This is a genomic window from Erythrobacter sp. NE805, assembly GCF_046452355.1.
In the GTDB taxonomy this organism is placed as follows: Bacteria; Pseudomonadota; Alphaproteobacteria; order Sphingomonadales; family Sphingomonadaceae; genus Erythrobacter.
On sequence record NZ_JBKFDI010000004.1, the window covers coordinates 192,947 to 211,630 of the forward strand.

Here is an 18,684-nt window from a genome sequence, read left to right on the forward strand (position 1 = left end):
AAGGAAGACCCGTGACGGGCCGGGCGGCAAGCGCTGACGGACGAACGGCGTCAGCGTTCGACGGAGGTCTAGGGTTTCCCACCCATCCGTTTGTACCTTGTCTTGCCGAACCGCGTCTTGCGCGTCCCCGGCTTGCCCTCGTTGCTGCGCCCCACGATCGGCGCCTTCTTCTCGTTGTCGGGCAGGCCCAGTTCGTCCGCCTCGAGCCGGCGGATCTCGTCGCGCAACCGGCCGGCTTCCTCGAATTCGAGGTTCGCGGCCGCGTTGCGCATCCGCTTCTCGAGATCCTCGATGTAGCTTCTGAGATTGTGCCCGACGAGATTGTTGCGTTCGTCGTCGCCGGTGTCGATCACCACGCCGTCCTGCGAGGCGGTGTGGGCGACGATGTCGTGGATGTTGCGCTTGATCGTCTGCGGGGTGATCCCGTGCGCCTCGTTGTATTCCTGCTGCTTGGCGCGGCGGCGGTCGGTTTCGGCGAGCGCGCGCTCCATCGAGCCGGTGATGCGGTCGGCGTAGAGGATCACCCGCCCGTCGACGTTGCGCGCGGCGCGGCCGATGGTCTGGATCAGCGAGGTTTCGGAGCGCAGGAAGCCTTCCTTGTCCGCATCGAGGATGCACACCAGTCCGCACTCGGGAATGTCGAGCCCCTCGCGCAGCAGGTTGATGCCGACCAGCACGTCATAGACCCCGAGCCGAAGATCGCGGATCAGCTCGATGCGCTCCAGCGTCTCGACGTCGGAGTGCATGTAGCGCACGCGCACGCCCGCCTCGTGCATGAACTCGGTGAGGTCCTCGGCCATGCGCTTGGTCAGCGTGGTGACGAGCGTGCGGTAGCCGAGCTTCGCGGTCGCCTTGCACTCGGCGATGCAGTCCTGCACCTGGTCCTCGACCGGGCGGATGGTGACGGGCGGGTCGATGAGGCCGGTGGGGCGGATCACCTGCTCGGCGAAGACCCCGCCGGTCTGCTCCATCTCCCAGCCGCCGGGCGTCGCCGAGACGCAGACCGTCTGCGGGCGCATCGCGTCCCATTCGTTGAACCTGAGGGGCCGGTTGTCGATGCAGGAGGGCAGGCGGAAGCCATATTCGGCAAGCGTCAGCTTGCGGCGGTGGTCCCCGCGCGCCATCGCGCCGATCTGCGGCACGGTCTGGTGGCTCTCGTCGACGAAGAGGAGCGCGTTCTCGGGCAGGTATTCGAAGAGCGTCGGCGGCGGCTCGCCCGGCAGCCGCCCGGTGAGGAAGCGCGAGTAGTTCTCGATGCCCGCGCAGGAGCCCGTCGCCGCGATCATCTCGAGGTCGAAATTGGTGCGCTGTTCGAGCCGCTGGCGCTCGAGCAATTTGCCCTCGATCTCGAGCTCCTTCAATCGCTCCTCGAGCTCGAACTTGATGGCGGCCATCGCCTGCTTCATCGTCGGGCCGGGCGTCACGTAGTGCGAATTGGCATAGACCCGCACCTTGTCGAGCTTCGCGCCCTTGGTGCCGGTCAGCGGATCGAACTCGGCGATCTCCTCGATCTCGTCGCCGAAGAAGGTGACGCGCCACGCGACGTCCTCGTAGTGCGAGGGGAAGATCTCGAGACTGTCGCCGCGCACCCGGAAATTGCCGCGGGCGAAGGCGGCGTCGTTGCGCTTGTATTGCAGGGCGACGAGCTTCCTGATCAGCTCGCGCTGGTCGACGCTCTCGCCGACCTTGATGTCGAAGATCATCGCCGAATAGGTCTCGACCGAACCGATCCCGTAGAGGCACGAAACGCTCGCCACGATGATGACGTCGTCGCGTTCGAGCAGCGCCCGGGTGGCCGAGTGGCGCATCCGGTCGATCGCCTCGTTCACGCTCGACTCCTTCTCGATATAGGTGTCGGAGCGCGGGACGTAGGCCTCGGGCTGGTAGTAATCGTAGTAGGAGACGAAATACTCGACCGCATTCTCGGGGAAGAAGCTCTTGAATTCGCCATACAACTGCGCGGCGAGGATCTTGTTGGGGGCGAGGACGAGGGCGGGGCGCTGGAGCGTCTCGATCACCTTGGCCATCGTGAAGGTCTTGCCCGAGCCGGTCACCCCGAGCAGCACCTGGGTCTGGTCGCCCGCAAGCGCCGCCTCGGTCAGCTCCTTGATCGCGGTCGGCTGGTCGCCCGCCGGCTGATAGTCCGAGACAAGCTTGAAGGGGATGCCGCCCATCGATTTCTCGGGGCGGGCGGGGCGGTGCGGGACGAAATCGGCGCCCGTCTCGGGCTCGTCCAGTCCGCGGCGGATCACGAGTTCGGCCATGCGCTCCTGTATGGGGAACAAAGCGGGGACGCGCAAGGCGCGCGGGGGCGCGGCCGCGCTTTTCGGATCACGCTTCGCCGCAATCCGGGCTATGGTCCCCGCGAGCAACAGGAGACCCGTCATGACGTCCCACGCCATCATCGCCGCCGCCGCCGCCGCGCTGCTGCTCGTCGGCTGTTCCGATGCAGGCTCGGCCGATGCCGACGCGGAGGGCAAGCTCAGCCTCGGCGAGGCGGCGAAGGAGGTCGAGGCCGCGGGGCTCAAGCCGCAGCCGGGCCTATACAGGACGACAGTCACCATGACCGATCTCCAGATCCCCGGCCTGCCGCCCGAGATGAAGGGCCACGGCGCCGGCATGACCACCACGGTCGAGGACTGCCTCACCGCCGAGGAGGTCGGCAAGGGCTTCGAGGAGATGGTCAAGCAAGGCCAGAACGGCGATTGCGGCTACGAGAGCTTCGCGCTCGCGGGCAACAAGCTCGATGCGGTGATGGTGTGCAAGGCCGAAGGGCGCGAGGTCCGCAGCACCCTCAGCGGCACCGCCAGCGCGACCGGCGCGGACCTCGTCGCGACCACGCAGATGGCCTTCGACGGCGCAGGCAAGGGCACGATGACCGCCAGCGTCAAGCACGAGCGGATCGGGGAATGCGCCGCCAAGTGAGGCGGGCCTCGCGCAAAGTGTGACGGTTTTATTTCATCTGTTACACTTCATTGAATATTCAGGTCGATGCTGCCTATGGAGGGCGCATGGCCTCGCGCTTCGCCTTTGCCCCTCCGCGCCTTCCCGCCCCGCTGCTCGCGGCCGGCGCGCGCGGGCAGCAGGCCTATGCGGCGAGCGAGCTGGCGCGCCGGCTTGCGCTCGCCCGCGAGGCCTGCCCCGAGGAGTTCGAGACCGGCAAGCCAGCCCTCGCGCGGTTGCTCGGCGAGGCGCAGGTTCTGCTTGAGCCCGTGCGCCGCCCGCGCCGCAAGGTGCCGGTCGCGGTGACCGCCAACCCGCAGGTGGCGATGATCCTCCCCGGCTTCGGCGCGCACCCGATGCGGATGCGCTATCTCGCCCGCCATCTGGAGCGCGCCGGGCACATTGCCAAGCGCTGGGGCCTCGGCTTCAACTGGGGCCCGACCGAAGAGCGTTTCGATGCGGTCGAGGCGAGGCTGCTCGAGCTTCACGCGCGCCACGGCCGCAAGGTGGTGCTGATCGGCTGGAGCCTCGGCGGGCTCTACGCGCGCGAGATCGCCAAGCGCCAGCCGCAGGCGGTGGCGAAGGTGATCTCGATGGGCTCGCCCTTCTCGGGATCCCCGCGGGCCAACAACGTGTGGCGCGCCTACCAGTTCATCACCGGGCATTCCGTGGACGCCCCGCCGATCGATGCGGACCTGCGCAGCAAGCCTCCGGTCGAGACCGTCGCCCTGTGGAGCGCCAACGACGGCGTGATCGCCCCCCGCTGCGCCGCCGGCCGCCCCGGCGAACGCGACCGTGCGATCCCGCTGCGCTGCACCCACATGGGCTTCACCTACGACCCCCAGGTGATCGCGACGCTGCTCGCCGAGTTGGAGGCGACGCGGGGCTGAGCCTCCTCGTCACACCGGCGAGAGGCGGGCTTCGGGCTCCGATGGTTTAGCGCTTGCCGCAGTTTGGTCCCAGCTACCGTCGGGATGGCGCAGATCGGGATCGATCGTCGCAAATCGTAAAAAAACGGCATATGCCAAGACGATGAAGGCCGTCATTCTTGTCACCGCCGCCTCCCTCGCTGTGACTGCGCCTGCCGGCGGGGAGCCTTCGGACGCGGTAGCACGATATGTCGAAGGCACCTTGCACTTCAGCAGCTACCAGCGCGCGGAAGCTGACCTCGATGGCGATGGTCGAGCGGAAACATTCGTATACGCGACCGATCCGGCATATTGTGGCAGCGGCGGTTGCACGCTGGTTGTCCTGTCGCCGCAAGGCCACGGCTTCCGCGTTGTCATGCGATCCACCGTGACGCAGCTGCCGATACGGCTGCTCGAGACCTCGACGAATGGCTGGCGGGATGTGGGAGTGAACGTCTCGGGGGGCGGCACCACTCGCCCCTCCATCGCCCGCTTGCGTTTCGATGGCGAGCGTTACCCCGGCAATCCGACCGTCCCACCTGCTGCCCCGCTCACTCGTCCATCTGGCACAGTCCTGATTGGCCGCTAGCGGCCCGGCAGCATCGCATCACAGGCATCTGCCCCGTCCCGATCTACGTCAAATGCCCCACCGGCTTTCCTTTTGCGAAAGCCCGGTTAGAGTGCCCGGACTAAGTCATTCTGCGGGGGTCGATGCACGGGCGGGGCAGCAATTTCGACGAGATGTTCGACGGCGCGGGGAACACCCGGCCCGCCTATGCCGAATACGCGCGCTGGTTCGGCGAGCAGCCCCCGGAGTTCCTGCGCCGCAAGGACCGCGAGGCCGACGACACCTTCCGCCGCACCGGCATCACCTTCAACGTCTATGGCGAGGATGCGGCCGAGGAGCGGCTGATCCCCTTCGACATGGTGCCGCGCATCATCACCGCCGCCGAGTGGCGCCGCCTCAGCCGCGGGATCGAGCAGCGGGTGCGCGCGCTCAATTCCTTCCTCTACGACCTCTACCACCGCCAGGAGATCGTGCGCGCCGGACGCCTGCCCGAACGGCTGCTGCGCACCAATGATGCGTGGCTCGCCAACATGGTCGGCTTCACGCCGCCCGGCGGCATCTACACCCACATCGTCGGCATCGACCTCGTGCGCACCGGGCCGGACGAATTCTTCGTGCTCGAGGACAACGCCCGCACCCCCTCGGGCGTCTCCTACATGCTCGAGAACCGCGAGACGATGATGGGGATGTTCCCGGACCTGTTCAGCCGGATCGGGGTGGAGTCGGTCTCCAACTACCCCCGCCGCCTCGCCCGCAGTCTCGCCGCCTGCGTCCCGCCCGCCTATCGCGGCGGCAAGCCGACCGTCGCGGTGCTCACGCCCGGCATCTACAACTCGGCCTATTTCGAGCACGCCTTCCTCGCCGACCAGATGGGCGCCGAGCTCGTCGAGGGCAGCGACCTCAGGGTCGTCGAGGGGCGGGTGCAGATGCGCACCACCCGCGGCTACCAGCCGATCGACGTGCTCTATCGCCGGGTCGACGACGAGTTCCTCGATCCGCTGACCTTCAACCCCGATAGCGTGCTCGGGGTGCCGGGGATCATGGACGTCTACCGCTCGGGCGGGATCACCATCGCCAACGCGCCGGGCACCGGGGTTGCCGACGACAAGGCGATCTATTCCTTCATGCCCGAGATCGTCGAGTTCTACACGGGCGAGCGGCCGCTCCTGCCCAACGTGGAAACCTGGCGCTGCGCCGACAAGGAGGCGCTGGCCTATGTGCTCGACAACCTGTCGGAGCTGGTGGTGAAGGAGGTTCACGGCTCGGGCGGCTACGGGATGCTGATCGGGCCGACCTCGTCCAAGCGCGAGATCGCCGCCTTCCGGGAAAAGCTCATCGCCCGGCCCGAGAACTACATCGCCCAGCCCACGCTCGCCCTGTCGACCTGCCCGATCTACACTGCCAAGGGCCTCGCCCCGCGGCACGTCGACCTCAGGCCCTTCGTGCTCGTCAGCCCCGAGGGGATCGACATCACGCCCGGCGGGCTCACCCGGGTGGCGCTCAAGAAGGGTTCGCTGGTGGTCAACTCCAGTCAGGGAGGCGGCACCAAGGATACCTGGGTGCTGAAGGACTGATGGCGCGGGATGTTCGCCTCTCGACAGTCCCCCTCCCGCTTGCGGGAGGAGTTAGGGGTGGGCAAGTGCCGGCGCGGGGAGCGTGCCCACCCCCGGCCCCTCCCGCAAGCGGGAGGGGAGAATGCTAGGCCGCACCGCAAACGGGTTGTTCTGGATGTTCCGCTACCTCGAGCGCGCGGAGAACACCGCGCGCCTGCTCGAGGCGGCGCTGCGCATGGCGCTGACCCGCGACCTCGTCACCGCCGAGGCCGAGTGGCGCTCGGTGATCGCGACGCTCGGCCTCACCGAGGCCTACCGCGCCGCCCATGACGGCTATGACGGCGTCGCCGTCTGGAACTTCGTGCTGCGCGGGAGCGGCAATCCCGGCAATGTCCGCGCGATGTTCGGCGCGGTGCGCGCCAATGCGCGGGCGGCGCGGATCAATATCTCTTCCGACGTCTGGGAGGCGGTCAACGAAAACTGGATGCGCATCGACCGGCTGCTCGCCCGGCCGGTCGGGCAGGGCGCGGTCGGCGAGGTGCTCGCCGCGATCCGCCGTGCGGGCACGCAGGTCCACGGCGCCTTCGACGGCTCGATCCTGCGCGACGAGGGCTACCACTTCAGCCGCGCGGGCACCTTCATCGAACGCGCCGACAGCTCGGCGCGCATCCTCGACATGAAGTACTTCCTGCTGCTGCCCTCGCTCTCCTATGTCGGGTCGAGCCTCGACACCGGGCAGTGGGAGCAGGTGCTGCGCTCGGTCGCCGGGGCGCGGGCCTACTCATGGCTCAACGCCGGACAGATCGAGGCGCGCGGGATCGTCGAATTCGTGGTGCTCGACGAGCGCTTCCCGAGGAGCCTCGCCTTCTGCCGCTCTGCCCTGCGCGGCTGCCTCGGCGCGCTCGCCCGCGCGCATGGCGGGGAGGGCCGCGCCGTCGCGCTGAGCCGCGAGGCCGACACGCGGATCAGCAACCTCACCGTCGACCAGATCTTCGAGCAGGGCCTCCACGAATTCCTCGTCGACTTCCTCGCCCGCAACAACGCCATCGCCCAGGCGATCGCCGAGGACTACCGGTTCCGCGCATGAGCAAGCTCACCCTCCAGGTCCGCCACACGACGCATTACGCCTTCGCGACGCCGGTGGTGCACGCGCTCCAGCGGTTGCGGCTCACCCCCAAGGAGACCCACGGGCAGCGTATCCTCGACTGGCGGATGAGCTTCGAGAATGCCGCGGCCGAGCTCCAGTACGACGACCAGCACTTCAACCACGTGACCCTCGTCAGCCTCGCCCCCGGCGCGCGCGAGGTGACGGTGACCTGCGAGGGCACGGTCGAGACCGACGACAATGCCGGGGTGATCGGCCGCCACTCGGGCCACCTGCCCTTGTGGAGCTTCCTGCGCCAGACCCCGCTCACCCGCCCGGGGCCGCGGCTGCGCGCGCTGCTGCGCGACCTGCCGGTCGCCGCCGCCGAGGCGCCGCTCGACGGGCTCCACGCGCTCTCGGCGCTGATCCGCGAGCGGGTCGTCTACGAGACCGGGCGCACCCATCCGGCCACCACCGCCGAGGAGTCGGTGGCGCAGGGCGCGGGCGTATGCCAGGACCATGCGCATATCTTCATCGGCGCCGCGCGGGCGAGCGGCATCCCCGCGCGCTATGTCAGCGGCTACCTGATGATGAACGACCGGATCGAGCAGGAGGCGACCCACGCCTGGGCCGAGGCGCATGTCGAGGGGCTGGGCTGGGTCGGCTTCGACGTCTCGAACGGCATCTCGCCCGATCCGCGCTACGTGCGCGTCGCGACGGGGAGCGACTACCGCGACGCCGCGCCCGTCACCGGCATCAGCATCGGCGCCTCCGAGCAGGTGCTGACCGTCGGCGTCGCGGTCGAGGCGCAGGCGTCCGGCCAGAGCCAGAGCCAGAGCCAGAGTCAAGGTCAGAGCCAGAGCCAGTCGAACCAGTAGGGGATCATGCCCCCTTTGCGCTCACGGTCGCATCGGGCTAGGGCCGGGCTGGGCGGAAAGAGGATGACGGCATGACCTATTGCGTTGGCATGGTGCTCGACAAGGGCCTCGTGCTCATGAGCGACACCCGCACCAATTCGGGCGTCGACAACATCTCGACCTTCCGCAAGCTGTTCCACTGGGGCGTGCCCGGCGAGCGCATGATCGCGGTGATGACGGCGGGCAACCTCGCCACCACCCAGGCGGTGATCAGCCAGCTCGAGGAGCGTACCAAGGCGCCCGAGGACCGCGAGAACTGCATCCTCCAGGGCGCGACGATGTTCCAGGTGGCGACCCAGATCGGGCGGATCCTCAGGAACACCATCGAGGAGGTGCAGCGCGCCAACGGCGATGCCGGCAAGGGCCGCTTCACCGCCACCATGATCGTCGCCGGGCAGATCAAGGGGATGCAGCCGCGCCTGTTCATGATCTATCCCGAGGGCAACTTCATCGAGGCGAGCTGGGACACGCCCTTCTTCCAGATCGGCGAGACCAAGTACGGCCGCCCGATCCTGATCCGCGGCTACGAGCGCGGCATGAGCTTCGAGGATGCGGTCAAGCTGCTGATGGTCAGCTTCGATTCGACTCTCAAGGCTAACCTGTCAGTCGGCCTGCCGCTCGATCTGCTGGTGCTGGCGAAGGATACCTTCGCGGTGACGCACGCTCACCGGGTGACCGAGGACGACCCCTATTTCGACACGATTTCATCGGGTTGGGGCAATGCCCTGCGGCAGGCCTTCCACTCGCTGCCGCCCTACCACTTCAGCGATGACGCTTAGGGGCAAGGCCTGATCTGCCTCCGTTCCGGAGCGGAATAGCTGTTGTAGATCAGCAGGTTAACCCTTTTCGGATATGGTAAATCCTCCGGATCGGCGGCGCTCCTGCGTGTAACCCATAAGGGGTTAGCGCAGACAGCCTGCCATGACACGCAAAGCCTCACTCCACTTCATCGATTCGTGCAGCCGCCAACGCGCCGAACTCGCCCGCGTGGGCTTCGGCCTCGGCCATCATTGCGAGGTCTATGGCGACCTGTCGGAGCTCGCGGTGCACCCGCCGCGCGACGGCATCATCATCGCCCGCGACACCGCGGAAGAGGGCGGGGTGGGGATGATCCTCGACCGGCTCGGGCGGCTCGGCATCTGGCTGCCGCTGATCGCGGTCGATGTCCAGCCGCGCCCGGGGCGCATCGTCGAGGCGATCAAGGCGGGCGCGCTCGATTACCTCGCCCTGCCGCTCGATCCCGAACGCTTCACCCGCTCCCTCCTGCGCATCGAGAAGGAGGCTGAACTCTTCGGCGCCGCCCGCCGCCGCATGATCGAGGCGCGCGACCGCATCTCGACCCTTTCCGCCCGCGAACGCGAGGTGCTCGACTGGCTGGCCGAGGGCAGCAGCAACAAGGCGATCGCCCGCGAGCTCGACATCAGCCCGCGCACGGTCGAGATTCACCGCGCCAACATGATGACGAAGCTGGGCGCCCGCCACGCGGCCGAGGCGGTGCGGCTGAAGCTGGAAGCGAAGCTGGAACCCAGGCTGCGCGCCTGAGTGCGCCCGCGGCAGACGATCACGGGTCACCCCCAGGCGGTCCGGGAGCCCCCCCCCACTCACCCCCGGACCGCCACCCCCTTTTGCGAGGTGAGGCCGGCGCGCGCGAAGACCCCCTCGACGCGGAGCTGAGCGCGGGGCGCAAGGCCGGTAGCTGGTGGGAAGGCCGCGAGGTGAGCGTCTTGCCCGGACGCGGCGATGCGGCAACCTTGGCCCTTAACGGCAGAACTTGGCGCCCGTGCCCTCGAGGTGCAGGTGATCCTCGTGCGCGGCGTTGTACTCCGGCCCGAGCACCGTGCCGAAGCGCTTGCAGGCGCTCTTGTGCACCACCCGCAGGAATTCGCGCGTCGCCGCATCGCCGCCCTGCCAGTCGCGCTTGAGCACGATCCGCCGCCCGTCGGCGAGCACGAAGGCGGCGACATCGATCGCCTCGGCCCGCGCATGGGCGGAGCGGCGGTCGGTCCCCGCCACATTGCGGCAGGCGTAGGAGCCCATCGTCTCGATCCGCGCGACCGGGCTCTTCAGGATCTGCCGCGCAGCGCGGTCGACGCCGAAGCGTGCCCAGTCGTTGAAGGCCTTGGCGACCGAGCACTGCACCGGGCCGAGATTGGCGATGCTGAGCGGCGCACGGTCGCCGGCGAGCGCCATCAGCTGCACCGTGCCGAGCTTGTTGCACCCCGGCGCCGCATAGGTGTCGGGCAGGAGATCGAAGCGCGCGCCGCTCGCGCCGAGGTCGGCGATGCAGCCGCTGTCCTCGGGTCGCGGGAGGAAGCTCTGCGGCGCCGAGGCGATCGGCATGGCGGGCCGCGCCGGTGTCCGCGCCGTCGCGCTCGCCGTGCCCGGCGCCGCGCCGCCGCTGCCGCCGGGGATCAGCGAGCCGCAGCCCGCCAGCGCCAACGCGCCCGCCAGCAAGCCCGCTCTGCCTAGATGTGCCAGGTGCCTCATGACTGAGGACTATTGCGCAGGTAACCTTAAGCCACGCGCAAGAAACTGGGTTAACAAAGGCTGGCGAATCGCGGGGAAGCGCCCCGCCCATCGCTGCAAAAAACGCGAAGTGCGGCAGCCTATCCGGCGGCGGGGCGCCTGCCGGTGGCGAGGCTCACCACCACGATTGCAACCGAAGCAGCAAAGAATCCCGGGACGATCTCGTAAAGCCCCGGCCCGCCGAGGAAGGACGCGTTCCACCCCAGCGCAATCCACCCCGCGACCACCCCCGCGCCGGTCACCAGCCCGGCCACCGCGCCCGCGCCGGTCATCCGCGGCCAGGTCAGCGCGAGCAGGATCAGCGGCCCGAAGGCCGCGCCGAACCCCGCCCAGGCATTCGCCACCAGCCCGAGCACCTCGCTGTCGGGATCGGCGGCGATCACCAGCGCCGCGGCCGCGACCAGCGCAACGCACAGGCGCCCGATATTGACCGCCTCGGCTTCCGAGGCGTCGCGGCGCAGGAACAGGCGGTAGAAGTCCTCGGTCAGCGAGGAGGAGGACACCAGCAGCTGCGCGGAGATCGTGCTCATGATCGCGGCCAGCAGCGCGGCGTAGAGGAAGCCCGTCACCGCCGGGTGGAAGAGGATGGCGGAGAGAAGGATGAAGATCGTCTCCGGGTCCTCGACCACCAGCCCCTTGCCCTGCGCATAGGCGCGCCCCGCAAGCCCCACCAGCACCGCGCCGGCGAGCGAGATCACCATCCAGCTCATCCCGATCACCCCGGCGCGCGGGACGTTCTCGACCCGGTCGATCGCCATGAAGCGCACGATGATGTGCGGCTGCCCGAAATAGCCGAGCCCCCAGGTCACCGCGCTGATCACCCCCACCAGGGTGGCGCCCTCGGTGAGGCTCAGGAACCCCGGCTGCGTCACGCTCGCGAGGTCGACCGGCGCGGTGCCGTCCGATCCCGAGAGGATCACCAGCGGCATCACCACCAGCGCGATCATCATGATCATCCCTTGCACGAAGTCGGTGAGGCTCACCGCGAGGAAGCCGCCGATGGTGGTGTAGACCAGCACGATCCCCGCCGTCAGCAGGATGCCGACCATGTAGTCGCTGAGGCCGGTGGCAGGCAGCGCGCCCGCAAAGGCGGTCTCGAACAGCTTGCCGCCGCCGACCATGCCGCTCGCCGTGTAGACGGTGAAGAAGCCGACGATCACCACCGCCGAGACGACGCGCAGCACCGTCCCGCTCTCCGGAAAGCGGTTGGCGAGGAACTGCGGTATGGTGAGCGCATTGCCGAGCCGTTCGGTCTGTTCGCGCAGCCGCGGGGCGACGATGATCCAGTTGAGCCCCGCGCCGACCGTCAGCCCGATCGCGATCCACGCCTCGACGAGCCCGCCGACATAGAGCGCGCCCGGCAGCCCCAGCAGCAGCCAGCCCGACATGTCGGAAGCCCCGGCCGAAAGCGCCGTGACCGAAGGAGAGAGGTCACGCCCGGCAAGCAAGTAGCCCTCGGAATCGCCCCGGGTCTTCGCCCAGGCATAGATCCCGATGGCGACCATCAGCACGAAATAGGCGGCGAGGCTGGCGAGGGTGTAGGGGTTCATGGAAAGCGGGCGTAACAAGGGCGAGGGGGCTTGGCTAGCCGCGCATGGTCACTTGGCAACAGCTGGCGCGCTGCCCTAGCATGGCCCTGTGCGATCCGGCGCAGTGGGGCTTGGCGATGGAGCGCAGGGGCGTGATGAAGGGGTTGTTGGGCGGGTTGCTCGCGCTGCTCGGCGCGGGGCGCGGCGGAGCGAAGGTGCGGCAGGCGGCGGGCGCGGCCGCCCCGGCAGTCGATATCGCGGCGCTTCGGGCGATGGTCGGCTACCCGGTCGAGGTGGTCGACGGCGCGCAGGCGCTGGCCCGGTGGGAGGCGCTGCGTAGGGCCGGAGAGGGCTATCCGGTGGTGGTGGGGGATGCCGAGGCGCTGTCATTCCTCGCCGAGGCGGCAGGCTTCGACGATCGCGAGGACCCGAAGGCGATCCTCGCGGAGGCCGCGGCGCTGCAATGGCCGCAGGCGATCTTCGATGCCCGCCGCCGCGAGCGCGAGGCCTTCGCCGCCGAGTATGGCGCGGGCGAGATCGAGGAAGACGACGAGGCGATCGTCGGCGACTGGCCGGCCAAGGTCGCCGACGCGCCGGAGCTCACCACCCGCGAGGATATCCTCACCGGCAAGCCCCACCGCCAGTGCTTCATCGTCATCTTCCCCGCGCAGCATGGCTGGGAAGTGCCCGCCTATGCCAATTGGGGCGGCTGGAACGAGAACCCCGCGCCCGCGCTCCACGTGGCGGCGCTGAAGTCATGGCACGAACGCTACGGCGCCGAGCTCGTCGGCATGAGCGGCGACGTGATGAACCTGCGGGTCGCCCGCAAGCCGGCGAGCCGCGTAGAGGCGCTCGCCCTCGCGCGCGAGCACTACGCCTACTGCGCGGACATCGTCGAGCAGGGCATGGGTTCGCTGGCCGCGCTCGCCGCGACCTACCTCGAGAGCCGCTGGTGGTACTTCTGGTGGGACTGATCCGGCGGGATCAATCCTCCTTCTTGCGGCGCGCCTTCTTGCGTTCGTGCGGGTCGAGGATCGCCTTGCGCAAGCGGATCGACTGCGGGGTGACCTCGACCATCTCGTCGTCGTCGATATAGGCGATCGCCTGTTCGAGGCTCATGCGGCGCGGCGGGGTGAGGCGGATCGCGTCGTCCTTGCCGCTGGAGCGGATGTTGGTGAGCTGCTTGGCCTTCAGCGGATTGACCTCGAGGTCCTCGGGCTTGGCGTTCTCGCCGATCACCATGCCCTCGTAGACCTTCATCTGGGGCGAGATGAACAGGGTGCCGCGCTCCTCCAGCGAATTCAATGCATAGGCCACCGCCTCGCCGTCGCCGTTGGAAATGAGGACGCCGTTGATGCGGCCCTCGATCGGGCCCTTGTAGGGGCCGTACTTCTCGAAGAGGCGGTTCATGATCCCCGTGCCGCGCGTGTCGGACAGGAACTCGCCGTGATAGCCGATGAGGCCGCGCGAGGGGGCCGAGAAGGTGATGCGGGTCTTGCCCTGCCCCGAGGGGCGCATCTCGGTGAGGTCGCCCTTGCGGCGCTGCATCTTCTCGACGACCGTGCCCGAGTGCTCGTCGTCGACGTCGATCACGACGGTCTCGTAGGGCTCCATGCGCTGGCCGTCCTCCTCGCGGAACAGCACGCGGGGGCGCGAGATGCCGAGCTCGAAGCCCTCGCGGCGCATCGTCTCGATCAGCACGCCCAGCTGGAGTTCGCCGCGCCCGGCGACCTCGAAGCTGTCCTTGTCCTCGCTCTCGGTGACGCGGATCGCGACGTTGGTTTCCGCCTCGCGCAGCAGGCGGTCGCGGATCATGCGGCTCGTGACCTTGCTGCCCTCGCGCCCGGCGAGGGGGCTGTCGTTGACCGCGAAGCGCATCGCGAGGGTCGGCGGGTCGATCGGCTGGGCGGCGATGGGATCGCTCACCGAAGGATCGCAGATGGTGTTGGCGACGGTCGCCTTCTCGAGCCCGGCGAGCGCGATGATGTCGCCCGCGCGCGCGATCTCGACCGGCACGCGCTCGAGGCCGTCGAAGCTCATCAGCTTGGTCGCGCGGCCGGTCTCGATCACCTTGCCGTCCATGTCGATGGCGTGGATCGGGTCGTTGACACGGATCGTGCCCGACTGGACGCGGCCCGTGAGCACGCGGCCCATGAAGTTGTCGCGGTCGAGCAGGGTGGCGAGGAAGGCGAACTTGGCGTCGGGGTCGAGGCCCGGGGCAGGGACGTGCTCGATCACCTTGTTGAACAGCGGGGCGAGGGTGCCGCTGCGGGCGTCCATGTCCTCGCTCGCATAGCCTTCGCGGCCCGAGGCGTAGAGCACGGGGAAATCGAGCTGCTCGTCGTTCGCGTCGAGGCTGACGAAGAGGTCGAAAACCTCGTCGAGCACTTCCTGCGCCCGGCCGTCGGGGCGGTCGATCTTGTTGACGACGACGATGGGCCTGAGGCCGAGCGCCAGCGCCTTGCCGGTCACGAACTTGGTCTGCGGCATCGCCCCTTCCGCGCTGTCGACCAGCAGGATCACCCCGTCGACCATCGAGAGGATGCGCTCCACCTCGGCGCCGAAGTCGGCGTGGCCGGGGGTGTCGACGATGTTGATGCGGGTCGTCTGGCCGTCCTGCTCCCACTCGACGCTGGTGCACTTGGCAAGGATGGTGATCCCGCGTTCCTTTTCGAGATCGCCCGAATCCATCGCGCGTTCCTCGACCCGCTGGTTCTCGCGGAAGGTGCCCGACTGGCGGAACAGCTGGTCGACCAGCGTGGTCTTGCCGTGGTCGACGTGGGCGATGATCGCGATATTTCTGAGGGCGGACGACATGGGGGAGGCACTTCCGGGGAAAGGCCGGACGCGTGCTGGCATCCGGGGTTACGACAGGCGGCAGGGCGCGGGCGCGCGCTGCATCGGGACAGGTTCAGGACGATCCGCGAGCACCCGACGCTACGGCTCCCGAGGGTTCCGGCCGCGCGCGCGGATGTGCTGCGCTGCAACATCGCCGCGGCGCCTAGCAGGGCGGCGGGTCCGGGGCAAGCGCGCAAGGCCACGCAGGCGCGGCGGGGCACTGTGACCTGTGTGCAACAGCAACCCCGATTGCCCCGGAAAAGCGCGGGTTCGCGGCTTGTCGGTAAGCTGCGGCTGGCTTATCACCGCGCCACACGATCCCGGGAGAGAGCGCACGGGGACGGTGCGTGCCCGAAGTATGGGGCGCCGGGATCGGGGGTATACTTGGAGAGGAGCTTCCATGACATCGACTTTCACCGGCCTTGCCGGCGCCAACCGATTCACCCTGCTTGCGGGTGCGGCCACCTTGGCCCTCGCCATCCCGGGGGCCGCCTTCGCACAGGACGTGCAGGACGAAACCGCCGAGACGCCCGAGGCGAGCAACGTCATCATCGTCACCGCGAGCAAGCGTGAACAGACCCTCCAGGAGACGCCGATCTCGGTCTCGGTGACCAGCGGCGAGACCATCGAGCGCGCGCAGATCCGCGACGTGCTCGACCTCCAGACGGTGGTCCCCTCGCTGCGCGTCAGCCAGCTCCAGACCTCCTCGGCGACCACCTTCATCATCCGCGGCTTCGGCAACGGCGACAACAACTTCGGGATCGAGCCCTCGGTCGGCGTGTTCATCGACGGCGTGTTCCGCTCGCGCTCGGCCTCGGCGCTGTCCGACCTCAACATGGTCCAGCGCGTCGAAGTGCTGAACGGGCCGCAATCGACCCTGTTCGGCAAGAACGCGTCTGCCGGCGTGATCTCGGTCGTCACCAAGGAGCCGCAGCACGAGTTCGGCGGCCAGGTCGAGGCGGTCTACGGCAACTTCAACACCGTGTTCCTGCGCGGCGAGGTGACCGGCCCGATCAACGACGCGATCGCGTGGTCGCTCGACGGCTCCTACCAGAAGCGTGACGGCTTCGGCCGGATCGTCAACCTCAACAACGCCGAGATCAACGACCGCAACCGCTGGTCGGCGCGCGGCCAGCTGCTCATCGAACCCTCGGCCGACATCAAGATCCGGCTGATCGGCGACTATACCAAGATCGACGAGGTCTGCTGCCAGACCAGCAACATCGTGATCGGCCCGAGCACCTCCGGCGCGGTGGTCGGCGTCGGCGGCCAGTTCCCGAGCGATTTCTTCAGCGACGACAATTACCTCAACGTCGTCCCGGTCAACAAGAACGAGAACTACGGCTTCTCGGGCCAGGTCGACTGGAGCCTTGGCAACCTCTCGCTGACCTCGATCACCGCCTATCGCGAGCTGAAGAACTTCTTCAACCAGGACATCGACTTCACCAGCGCGGACCTGTCGGCCGAGACCCGCGACCAGAGCGTCGAAACCTTCACCCAGGAACTGCGCCTGACGTCCGACTTCGACGGGCCGCTCAACTTCCTGCTTGGCGGCTATTACTTCGATGAGTCCATCCGTCAGGACAGCCAGCTCACAATAGGCGCCGATTTCCGCGAGTTCGCGGCGTTCAGCGCGGCGAGCGGCGGGTTCTACAATTCCACCCCTGGCACGCCCGGCTTCAACCCGGCTCGCAGCAGCCTGCTCGCCGGTTCGCTCATCCCCGGCCTGACCAACGCTCAGCAAATTGCCGCTGGCGAGAGCGCGCTGCGCCAGGCGGAAGCCGGCCTGGGACTGCCGCTCGGCTCGATCTTCGGCGGCAGCCTGCTGACGACCGAACGCTTCGCGGTCGACAACACCTCGTGGTCGATCTTCGGCACCGTCGACTTCGAGCCGATCGATGGCCTCGTCTTCACGGGCGGGTTCAACTACACCGACGACAAGAAGGACTACGCGATCGATTTCAACGCGCTCGATCCGCTGGCCAACATCAACCTCGTCGATTCCTATATCACCCTCGCCACCGGCGGAGCGGTGCGCAACCGTGCGCAGTTCCAGGCGCTTCCCGCTGCCCAGCAGCAGGGCCTGCTGGCCTTGGCGACCACCTCCTCGAGCAACCCTGCCACCGGCAACCCGTTCCTCGGCCTGTCGGCGCTGCAGTTCCAGACCCCCGTTCCCGACGTGCCGAACGCGGTCGAGGACGGCAGGACCCGCGACGACAAGTTCACCTACCTGCTGCGCGCCTCCTACGAGATCTCGCGCGAGGTGAACATCTACGCGAGCTATGCGACCGGCTTCAAGGCGAGCTCGATCAACCTCTCGCGCGACACCCGTCCCTCGATCGCCGACTTCCGCCCCGGCCCGGGGCCGCGCGGTCGCGGGTCGACCTTCGCCGCCCCGGCATCGCCGATCACCAACGCCGGCCTTGCGACCGCCAACCTGCGCGACGGCACACGCACGGCCGCTCCGGAAAACGCTGAAGTCTTCGAAATCGGGATGAAGGCGCAGTGGGAGGGCTTCGGCTTCAACCTCGCGCTGTTCGACCAGAAGATCAAGGGCTTCCAGAGCTTCGTCTTCACTGGCCTCGGCTTCGAGCTGCTCAACGCCGGCCAGCAGTCGGTCAAGGGCTTCGAGTTCGACAGCACCGTCCAACCCGCCGACTCGCTGGTCTTCACTTTCGCTGCGACCTACCTCGATCCGAAGTTCGACAGCTTCCCCGGGTCGGTGCTCGGTGACCTCAGCGGCCGGCGCGTCGGCGGCATTCCCGCCTGGAACCTGCGCACCTCGGCGACCCACACGCTCGAGATCGGCGACAACGGGACGAAGCTCGTCACCCGCGTCGACTACAGCCACGAGAGCAACGTCAACATCAACAACGGCTTGCCTGCGTTCAACGCACAGCGGGGCGACACCCGGATCTTCCAGCGCGAGGTCAACCTGGTGAACGCCTCGATGACCCTGGGGCTGAACAACGGTGTCGAAGTCGGTGTCTTCGCGCGCAACCTGCTTGACGACCGCTACATCCTCACCGTGTTCGACGGCGTGGCGCAGGGCGGCACGGTCTCGGGCTACCCGAGCGCGCCGCGCACCTGGGGCGGGCTCGTGCGCTACCGGTTCTGACGCGTAGCCTCGGCCACGAGAAAAGAAGGCCCCGCACCCCATGTGCGGGGCCTTTTCGTTTGCGCGCGGGCCGGGAATGTGATGCTTTGCAACGACTTCACTGCCGAAAAGGGGATCTGGCATGGAATGGATGATCTTGCCGTTCAAGCGCTACGCCGACTTCGCGGGGCGCTCGCGGCGCCGGGAGTTCTGGATGTTCTCGCTCCTCAACGCGATCCTCGCCTCGATCCTTGCCGGACCCTTCCTCGTCGGCGTGATCGGGGCGGGCCTCCTTGCGGCGGGCAATCCGGGCGCGGGTGACGAGGCTTTCGAGACGATGATGTCCGGCGGCTTCGGCCTCGCCTTCATCGGGCTCGGCCTCTACGGACTCTACACGCTCGCCGCCTTCATCCCGTCGATCGCGGTGGCGGTGCGACGGCTGCATGACCGCGACATGTCGGGCTGGTGGTATCTCGGGCTGATCGTGGCGAGCATGCTGCCCTTCGTCGGCTTCCTCGCCAGCATCGCGATGCTCGTGCTGTTCGTGCTGCCCGGGACCGAGGGCGACAACCGTTTCGGCCCCGACCCCAAGAACCCGATGGGCGAGGACGTCTTCGCCTAGAGCCCCGCGTGCCCGCACGCCCGCCGGCCTTGTGGCCGGAGGGCGGGTAAGCCGAGGCTTCCTCAGCCGGCGGCCGCCGCGGCCGGCCCCTTGTCCTTG

The 18,684-nt window shown here is 68.2% G+C and carries 15 protein-coding genes; 11 read left to right on the top strand and 4 right to left on the bottom strand.

Annotated features, from left to right (window positions below; genetic code table 11):
- Positions 1-68 precede the first annotated feature (68 nt).
- Complete coding sequence (gene uvrB, locus ACLBKU_RS14985; RefSeq protein WP_410180361.1) at positions 69-2,264, bottom strand: excinuclease ABC subunit UvrB; 2,196 nt, start codon at positions 2,262-2,264, stop codon at positions 69-71.
- Positions 2,265-2,385: 121 nt separating this feature from the next.
- On the opposite strand from uvrB, the gene ACLBKU_RS14990 reads away from it, so the two are divergent.
- The 8 genes from ACLBKU_RS14990 to ACLBKU_RS15025 all read left to right on the top strand — a co-directional run bounded on the left by ACLBKU_RS14990 (position 2,386) and on the right by ACLBKU_RS15025 (position 9,515).
- The gene (locus ACLBKU_RS14990) at positions 2,386-2,925 is read left to right on the top strand and encodes a DUF3617 domain-containing protein (protein ID WP_410180362.1); all 540 of its coding nucleotides are present in this window, start codon (positions 2,386-2,388) and stop codon (positions 2,923-2,925) included.
- A gap of 86 nt (positions 2,926-3,011) precedes the next feature.
- Positions 3,012-3,833: an esterase/lipase family protein gene (locus ACLBKU_RS14995; protein WP_410180363.1), complete on the top strand. Its 822-nt coding sequence runs from the start codon at positions 3,012-3,014 to the stop codon at positions 3,831-3,833.
- Between the two features lie 142 nt (positions 3,834-3,975).
- Positions 3,976-4,440 carry a hypothetical protein gene (locus tag ACLBKU_RS15000; protein WP_410180364.1) on the top strand — a complete coding sequence of 155 codons (465 nt, stop codon included), beginning with the start codon at positions 3,976-3,978 and terminating at the stop codon, positions 4,438-4,440.
- Between the two features lie 122 nt (positions 4,441-4,562).
- Complete coding sequence (locus ACLBKU_RS15005; protein WP_410180365.1) at positions 4,563-5,993, top strand: circularly permuted type 2 ATP-grasp protein; 1,431 nt, start codon at positions 4,563-4,565, stop codon at positions 5,991-5,993.
- A gap of 121 nt (positions 5,994-6,114) precedes the next feature.
- Complete coding sequence (locus ACLBKU_RS15010) at positions 6,115-7,059, top strand: alpha-E domain-containing protein (RefSeq protein WP_410180366.1); 945 nt, start codon at positions 6,115-6,117, stop codon at positions 7,057-7,059.
- The gene (locus ACLBKU_RS15015) at positions 7,056-7,934 is read left to right on the top strand and encodes a transglutaminase domain-containing protein (RefSeq protein ID WP_410180367.1); all 879 of its coding nucleotides are present in this window, start codon (positions 7,056-7,058) and stop codon (positions 7,932-7,934) included. Before ACLBKU_RS15010 ends, ACLBKU_RS15015 begins: the two co-directional genes overlap by 4 nt.
- Before the next feature lie 71 nt (positions 7,935-8,005).
- Positions 8,006-8,752 carry a peptidase gene (locus ACLBKU_RS15020; RefSeq protein ID WP_410180368.1) on the top strand — a complete coding sequence of 249 codons (747 nt, stop codon included), beginning with the start codon at positions 8,006-8,008 and terminating at the stop codon, positions 8,750-8,752.
- Positions 8,753-8,894: 142 nt separating this feature from the next.
- Entirely contained in the window at positions 8,895-9,515 is a 621-nt protein-coding gene (locus tag ACLBKU_RS15025) for a response regulator transcription factor (protein ID WP_410180369.1), read from the top strand.
- 216 nt (positions 9,516-9,731) lie between these two features.
- On the opposite strand, the gene ACLBKU_RS15030 is transcribed toward ACLBKU_RS15025, so the two are convergent.
- Positions 9,732-10,460 (bottom strand): extensin family protein, encoded by a 729-nt coding sequence (locus ACLBKU_RS15030; protein WP_410180370.1) that lies wholly within the window; start codon positions 10,458-10,460, stop codon positions 9,732-9,734.
- A 119-nt stretch (positions 10,461-10,579) separates the two neighbouring features.
- Complete coding sequence (putP, locus tag ACLBKU_RS15035) at positions 10,580-12,049, bottom strand: sodium/proline symporter PutP (protein WP_410180371.1); 1,470 nt, start codon at positions 12,047-12,049, stop codon at positions 10,580-10,582.
- Between the two features lie 80 nt (positions 12,050-12,129).
- Here putP and ACLBKU_RS15040 point away from each other — a divergent pair, with 80 nt between their 5' ends.
- Positions 12,130-13,002 carry a DUF4253 domain-containing protein gene (locus ACLBKU_RS15040; RefSeq protein WP_410180372.1) on the top strand — a complete coding sequence of 291 codons (873 nt, stop codon included), beginning with the start codon at positions 12,130-12,132 and terminating at the stop codon, positions 13,000-13,002.
- Positions 13,003-13,012: 10 nt separating this feature from the next.
- Here ACLBKU_RS15040 and typA read toward each other — a convergent pair whose 3' ends face one another.
- Entirely contained in the window at positions 13,013-14,845 is a 1,833-nt protein-coding gene (gene typA, locus ACLBKU_RS15045; RefSeq protein WP_410180373.1) for a translational GTPase TypA, read from the bottom strand.
- A gap of 421 nt (positions 14,846-15,266) precedes the next feature.
- Between typA and ACLBKU_RS15050 the strand changes: the two genes are divergently transcribed.
- Both ACLBKU_RS15050 and ACLBKU_RS15055 read left to right on the top strand, forming a co-directional pair.
- Complete coding sequence (locus tag ACLBKU_RS15050; RefSeq protein WP_410180374.1) at positions 15,267-17,984, top strand: TonB-dependent receptor; 2,718 nt, start codon at positions 15,267-15,269, stop codon at positions 17,982-17,984.
- 121 nt (positions 17,985-18,105) lie between these two features.
- Positions 18,106-18,585: a DUF805 domain-containing protein gene (locus tag ACLBKU_RS15055; RefSeq protein WP_410180375.1), complete on the top strand. Its 480-nt coding sequence runs from the start codon at positions 18,106-18,108 to the stop codon at positions 18,583-18,585.
- The last annotated feature ends 99 nt before the right edge of the window (positions 18,586-18,684 follow it).